This is a genomic window from Halalkalibaculum sp. DA384 (genome assembly GCF_043951955.1).
Classification (GTDB): Bacteria; Bacteroidota; Rhodothermia; order Balneolales; family Balneolaceae; genus JAMQKA01.
Genome location: NZ_JBINJE010000040.1, coordinates 22,097 through 28,879, shown reverse-complemented (window position 1 = coordinate 28,879; position 6,783 = coordinate 22,097). Strand labels below are relative to the sequence as shown.

The 6,783-nt window shown below is 48.9% G+C and carries 6 protein-coding genes; 4 read left to right on the top strand and 2 right to left on the bottom strand.

What is annotated here, in order from left to right; genetic code table 11:
• Positions 1-181: 181 nt before the first annotated feature.
• Positions 182-871, bottom strand: coding sequence for an orotidine 5'-phosphate decarboxylase / HUMPS family protein (locus ACG2E4_RS16360; RefSeq protein ID WP_395277235.1), 690 nt, complete (start codon positions 869-871; stop codon positions 182-184).
• 295 nt (positions 872-1,166) lie between these two features.
• Here ACG2E4_RS16360 and ACG2E4_RS16355 point away from each other — a divergent pair, with 295 nt between their 5' ends.
• Positions 1,167-1,757 (top strand): hypothetical protein, encoded by a 591-nt coding sequence (locus ACG2E4_RS16355; RefSeq protein WP_395277234.1) that lies wholly within the window; start codon positions 1,167-1,169, stop codon positions 1,755-1,757.
• Between the two features lie 555 nt (positions 1,758-2,312).
• Positions 2,313-2,651, top strand: a complete 339-nt coding sequence (locus ACG2E4_RS16350; RefSeq protein ID WP_395259816.1) for a hypothetical protein — start codon at positions 2,313-2,315, stop codon at positions 2,649-2,651.
• Between the two features lie 90 nt (positions 2,652-2,741).
• Here the strand turns inward: ACG2E4_RS16350 and ACG2E4_RS16345 are convergent, their stop codons facing one another.
• Positions 2,742-3,617, bottom strand: a complete 876-nt coding sequence (locus ACG2E4_RS16345; RefSeq protein ID WP_395277233.1) for an SMP-30/gluconolactonase/LRE family protein — start codon at positions 3,615-3,617, stop codon at positions 2,742-2,744.
• 354 nt (positions 3,618-3,971) lie between these two features.
• On the opposite strand from ACG2E4_RS16345, the gene ACG2E4_RS16340 reads away from it, so the two are divergent.
• On the top strand, positions 3,972-5,291 hold the full coding sequence (locus tag ACG2E4_RS16340; RefSeq protein ID WP_395259818.1) for a PQQ-dependent sugar dehydrogenase: 1,320 nt from the start codon (positions 3,972-3,974) through the stop codon (positions 5,289-5,291).
• A gap of 648 nt (positions 5,292-5,939) precedes the next feature.
• Positions 5,940-6,635: an acyloxyacyl hydrolase gene (locus ACG2E4_RS16335; RefSeq protein ID WP_395277232.1), complete on the top strand. Its 696-nt coding sequence runs from the start codon at positions 5,940-5,942 to the stop codon at positions 6,633-6,635.
• Positions 6,636-6,783 lie beyond the last annotated feature (148 nt).

Sequence of the window (6,783 nt, the reverse complement as noted above, 5' to 3'; positions counted from 1 at the left end):
GGTCAACAATATCTTTGACGCCCGTTACAACGGTTCGGTGGTGGTCAACGCGGGAGGCAATTATTACGAGCCGGCCGCCGGGATCAACTGGAGAACCGGGATCAGCCTGCAGTTTTGATTCTGGCACTCAACCAACCATGGAGGGCGGTAACAGGGTATATGTGCTCTTCAGGTGCGGCAGTTATGCACCGTATGCGTGTACCTTATCACAAATCAGGCGCAGGGTCCCCTCGAGGTCGCCCTTGGCCGTTTTAAAAGCATCGGCGTCGATGGTGAGTGGTGCACCGAGGACAACAAGCGGAGCCCCATACTCCGGGCAACGGACCGCCTCCTCAAGTGAAAGTCCCCCGACGGCCTGTACCGGCACATCTACCGCCTGCACCACATCCCGGAGTTGATCCAGTGGACTCGGTTTCAGTTTTCCCGAAGCTTCAATTCCCCGGCGTTCATCATACCCGATATGATGGATGACATAATCGCATCCCAGTGATTCCAGCCGCAGGGCTCCGGCCACCATATCGGTACAGGCCAGGTTGTCTCCCATCACTTTGACGTCGTATTCTTTTCCCGCCCGTACAACCGCCTTAATCGTCTCTTCATGGGCCCGGGCCATCACCACCACGTGCGTAGCGCCGGCCTTTGCCATCATCTCAGCCTCCAGGTATCCGCCATCCATGGTCTTAAGATCGGCAACAATCGGAACATCGGGGAATGCCTGCCGCAATTTACGAACACCGTGCAGCCCCTCCGCCAGTATCAGCGGGGTGCCGGCCTCAAGCCAGTCAACGCCCGCTTTTAATGCGGTCTCAGCCGTATCCAGGGCTTCATCAATACTGGTTAAATCGAGTGATATTTGTACTATCGGTTTCATCAAAACAGTGCTGTTTATTTTTTATTTGGAATTTATGCCGGCTGCTCTTCAGGGTGATCTAACCCGGGGCTGCTAAAATCAATGTAATCAATACCCGGGGAACGCAAAAAAATGTCTCCTGCCGGTCAGCGGTATGCAGTCCACAGGGACAAACCCCTCATTAAATCATTCAAATATATAGAGTTATGAAAAATTTAATGCTAAAAGATTGTTTATTAAAAGTTTGTAACAGAAACCCACTCGTGGCACTCCTATATTATCATCTACAGGAAAAGCAAATGCCCGGAGGACCATCATGTTTAAACATATTCTATTTTTCGGTGTCCTGTTGGTAAGCGGATACCTCTACATGACCGAACGAACCATTACGCACGGCCCCGGCGTGGTAGCTCCGTCTGAACCGACGCAGACCCCTGCCTTCGGTATCAAAGACCTGCAGAAGGGAGCGTACAGCATAACACCCCTTGCCAAATTTACCGCTGAAGCCCGCGTTCTCTCAAAAAAAAGATATTCCTCCGACAAGCTGTCTGATCTCTCCCCGCTGGATGTTATGCTCGGCTGGGGAGCGATGTCAGATGAAAAACATCTGGATGAAATTCTTATCACGCAGTCGGAACGTTATTTTGAATGGCAGATGAGCGATCCCCCTATTCCGCTGCATCAAATGGTACGACATACCGCCAATGTCCACCTGATCCCGTCGTCCCCTGAGATACGAAGTAAAATACTTGAGATCCGCAGAGGTCACATCGTCACCGTAAAAGGATACCTGGTGGAAGCCCGCACGCCCGACGGTTGGTCTCATAAGAGCTCAATGAGGCGAGACGACTTCGGCAAAGAGGCATCGGAACTGGTATGGGTAAACGAGCTGCAACTTAAACCATAACGGAGTATCACGGCCGCCTGTTTCGATTGCAGCTCTGATTATAACCCGGATTTCACAGCGTTTTACACTCTATCATGATTACCTAACCAAAAAATATTCTGTAAGCATTTGCCCTCCAATATATTACAGTTATTTTTCAAAATAATTATAGGAGTTCAGGCCAAGCCCCCGATTGGATTGTTTCCAGTTAATTTGTTCTCAATCAAGAGAAAGTTTAGGGTGTATATCGCTGGGGAGAAAATGTTCGGGTGGTTTCTCTAAAATGAGTTCCGGCCTGCCATCCACACAAAAGAATTACGTCAACTGGTCTGAACAGTGTTGCCGCTGCATTGCACCGGATTTGGAACTGCAACCCAAAGTGGATAAACTTGGGAGAGGTCTTTGCAAAACCGTTGTTTTGGCCCATATCGTCATTTTCGCGGATTCAAAATCTTCATTTTTGAGAAATAAACTGAGGTTTCGAATCCGCTCAGGGGTTTATATTGACTAAAACTCCTGGTTTTTCAAAGCCCTCTTGGGAGTTCAAAATCAGCAGAAATAAAATATGACAAAAGCATGCCCTGGCTTAAGGATGTACTTGTAGATATAACTGTAACCCTCTTTATTTTTGCCGCTGTTTTCCTGGATACCTCATGGATGCGATGGATTATCATCGGTTATACAGCCCTGATGGTGCTTGTCAAGAGCGTAGTGCTTGCCGGAGACCGTTCTCTGCAGCTCATCCGCAAAACAAAAACGGAGGCGCCAGGCTGGCTTTTCAACCTGCTCTATGCCGTTAACACGGGCGTACTTCTGTACGGAAGCTGGTGGTACACGGCGACGGGATGGCTTGTGATATGGATCTTGTCCTACCTTGCTCAACGGAAACTTAAAGAAGCCCAGGGAAAAGCATAGATATTCCCGAAACAAAAAGTCCGGTAGCCAGAGCGCCCGGCCAGCAGAACCAACCGGGCGCGAAATTGCTTGTTAGTGCTATGTTTCTTGCTATCTCCCGGATACCGCCATCTCGAGGCGATACACCGCCGATGGCGCGGTCATAAACAGGGTTGAGTTGCCAGCCTCTCCCCATGCCAGGTTGGTAATCCGGCTTTCCGTCTCGATCTTTTGTATTTGATTTCCCTCGCTGTCAAATACATATACGCCGCCGGGACCTGTTGAGTACACACGTCCGTCGGCGTCCACTTTCATGCCGTCAGCGGCACCTTCGTTATTTCTCTCCCCGACACTGGCAAACGATCTTGGGTTTACCGGTTTTCCACTGTTATTGATATCAAATACGACGATTTCACCGCTGCTGGAGTTATTTACATACAGTTTCTGCTCATCGGGAGAAAGTACCACACCGTTGGGATGGCTGAACTCTTTATAGAAAACGGTCAGGGTACCGTCGGGTTTCAGCATGTAGACTCCGTTAAAATCGAGCTCTTTCTCCTCTTCACTTACACCGAAGGGAGGATCGGTGAAAAAGATTGTCCCATTGGAATGGACGGCCAGGTCGTTCGGGCTGTTCAAGCGCATCCCATTGTAGCTGTCCACGACGGTCTCCATGGTATTACCATTGTACGTGAGCCTCGACAGTTTTCCGGCGTGCTGCACCATCACGATATTTCCACTTACATCCAATGCCAGTCCATTGGAATTATCGGAAGGTTTGACAAAAACCTCTGCCCCCTCTCCCGGAATCCACCTGTAGATTGTATTAGCCGGTATATCACTAAACAACAGGTATCCGTCCGGGTGCCACAGCGGTCCCTCGGTAAACTGATATCCCTCGGTGACGATTTCTGGTTCGGCTCCTTCAGCCACTACAGGCTGAGCGGAAACAGCCATATTGCCAATCAAAACAAATAAAATTGTCATACATGTTATCGATATTTTTCGCATCTCTGTACTCCTTTTTGAAAGTTAAGTTAAACGGTCATGTCATCTAAAGAAACTAAATAAGAAATAATCATAACAAACCTAACTTTATCATAAACTTATCCCGCCATTTTTTGTTCTTTATTACCCCGAAAAATGCTTATATATCAGGGTCTGTGAGAACGATGTTCAGTACACTCCGGTGGAATGTTTTGCAGGCAAATCGTTTTATAGATTCAGAAGAATAGTAAAGGTTGAGATTAAAGTGCACTGCTATCAACATTTTATCGGCGTCCGGGAAACGGGATCCCGGGGCGTCAACTTCCAGTTAATTTTAACAATAAACCACACATCATGATTAGAAAAATAGCCTCCATACTATTTATCACTTGTACAGCGCTCTTTGCAGCCTGCAGCAGCGATCAAAATCAAAATCAACAGCAGCAACCGTCATTAAATACCGAGAACTTTGCATTTGCCCCGGATAATGGCGGTATCACCCTGCCTTCGGGCTTCAGCGCGGTGGTCGTAGCCGATTCTGTTGGAAGTGCCCGCCAGGTTGCCGTTGATGACGATGGGGATATATATGTAGCCCTCGACGAGCCCCACAACGGAAATGGCATTGTGGCCTTGCGGGATGAGGATGGAGATGGAGTGGCCGACCGAAAAGAATACTTTGGCAATTATACCGGCACGGGCATCGCCCTGCATGACGGGTATCTCTACTTTGCGCCGGACTCACTGGTACTCCGGTACCCCATGGAGGGCGTTGACCTGGTGCCAACATCCGAGCCGGAAATGGTAGTGAGCCAGCTTCCGATACAAAACTCGCACGCAGCCAAGCCTATTACATTTGACGGGGAGGGTAACATGTATGTCAATGTAGGCGCGCCCTCCAACGCCTGCCAGGAAGAGAGCAGAACGCCGGAATCTCCCGGCCAGGATCCCTGCCCGCAGCTCGAATGGCAGGGCAGCGTATGGCAGTTCAGTGCCAATGAACTCAATCAAACCCAGCGGGAAGATGGCTATCGCTACAGCACCGGTCACCGCAACGCCGTGGCACTGGAGTGGAATTCAATGGTCGACAACCTCTACATGGTGCAGCACGGCCGGGATCAGCTGAATCAGCTCTGGCCTGAACATTTTACCGCCGAACAAAATGCTGTGCTTCCCGCCGAGGAGTTCTTCAAGGTCGATGACGGGGATAACTTTGGATGGCCTTTCGCCTACTACGACCAAATCAAGGGACAAAAAATGCTGAGCCCGGAATACGGCGGCGATGGTGAAACTCCTGTTGAGGAGGGAAAATATGAAGACCCGATTATCGCCTTCCCCGGCCACTGGGCCCCGAACGACCTGATATTCTACAGCGGGAATCAATTTCCTGAAAAATATACCGGCGGAGCTTTTATCGCATTTCACGGCTCCTGGAACCGGGCGCCTCTTCCCCAGGAAGGATATCGTGTAACATTTGTTCCGTTCGATGGTGATATGCCGGCAGGCGACCAGTATGAAACATTTGCCGATGGTTTCAAGGGCACCGACACGCTGCAATCTCCCAATGACGCAGTATACCGCCCCATGGGACTTGCCGAAGGATCGGACGGAACCCTCTACATTACCGATTCCCAGCAGGGAAAAGTCTGGCGGGTGGTATACACCGGGGAAATGTAATCTTCATTCACCTGAATTCTTGATTCAACAAGCCGGTCTTTGCAAAAGAGGCCGGCTTTCTTAACGGAGAATTTTCCCCTGCCCGAAATCACCTTCCCCTACACCCTATCTGCGCCTGAAAAAACAACAACCTGATCGAGTTCCCCAGTTGAAAATCCCTAATATTATTCGATATTAATTATATTGTGCTTTGACGGCGGTCGGGTTCGAGATTTATGGTCCTTGACTCGGGACCGTCCAATACCGTGCGCAACAAGAACGCGGGTTGAGGAAGGTGCTCCGCAAAGGAATAATCCCATGTTGCTTGTAGTGCTGTCTAAAGATTGGGGGCATGCCGGTTTGATCTCGGCCTTTTTGGAATTGAGCTCCACCTTTATACCAGGAGTCCTACTCTTTTGACGGAATTGCATCTGCCGTTATGGGGCTTATGGCTGGTCTAAAAATCCTGAATCTTCGGGGAATGGCAAGACAATAAAGTTTAAAACGATTTTTGGTACTCTCGGACCGCTGTTTTTTTAATCGATAAATGAACTGGGAATCTTTAAATCCATTTTGTTTTATTTATGAGGCGGGTTTTCACGTCCCTTCATATATTCAACTGACAAACAAAATACGAGTTTATCTCACGTGGCGGCTTTCAGACATCTATTGAGAAAAAACAGGCATTCAAATTGCGGATGCACGGGGGCGATATTCCTTCTTTTGGTCATCGTGCTGGGAACAGCGTCCCCCTCCCGCGCCCAACCCGCCGAACATCAGGACAGCAGCTCGGTTGATTCCTTTTCGGAATTTTATAATCAATACAGAATATCACCCGAAAAATCCGGTCTTGACGAATATTCACTGTGGGGTGGATACTCCTTCCACTCTTCAAACGGGGTTTGGGGGAAAACATCAGGAGCTGAACTCAGGGTCCTGGGATTCCGGTACAACCGAAAGGTTCTCACATTTCCCCGCCACTACCTCCTGAAATATGTGCTGGAGATGAACGTGCACGTGCAGTACCAGTTATCTGGTATCAGTGTTGAGGCCACCCCCTCCTCCCTTTCCGGTTTCGGGATAACGCCACTGGGTTTTCAGCTGAACGCGTTGCGAAACCAAAGCGTGCAGCCCTTCTTCAAATCATCCGCTGGATTTATGTACCTCTCCGACCCATTCCCGAACGACCAGGGTACAAACTTTAATTTTACGCTCGAAATCGGAACCGGGATGGAAATCATGCTGACCGCCAACTCATTTTTTACGCTCGGATATAAGTACCACCATATGTCGAATGGACAGTTTGGCCAAATTAATCCGGGGGTCGATTCGAATATATTTTATGCCGGCATCACTATTTTTTAAGTATTCTCTATGCCGTTCCCTGTCCACCCGCGCTTGCCCTCTTCAATGGAATCCCAGGGTTCGCATGTAAAAGTAAATCCGCTCCAACAAACTAAACGTACTGTATATATGTTAACATAGCATGTATCATAAACGGGAGAATTGTCAT

Coding starts and splice junctions, on each gene's coding strand:
- ACG2E4_RS16360 (WP_395277235.1), bottom strand. CDS start 871: ATGAAACCGATAGTACAAATATCACTCGATTTAACCAGTATTGATGAA.
- ACG2E4_RS16355 (WP_395277234.1), top strand. CDS start 1,167: ATGTTTAAACATATTCTATTTTTCGGTGTCCTGTTGGTAAGCGGATAC.
- ACG2E4_RS16350 (WP_395259816.1), top strand. CDS start 2,313: ATGCCCTGGCTTAAGGATGTACTTGTAGATATAACTGTAACCCTCTTT.
- ACG2E4_RS16345 (WP_395277233.1), bottom strand. CDS start 3,617: ATGACAATTTTATTTGTTTTGATTGGCAATATGGCTGTTTCCGCTCAG.
- ACG2E4_RS16340 (WP_395259818.1), top strand. CDS start 3,972: ATGATTAGAAAAATAGCCTCCATACTATTTATCACTTGTACAGCGCTC.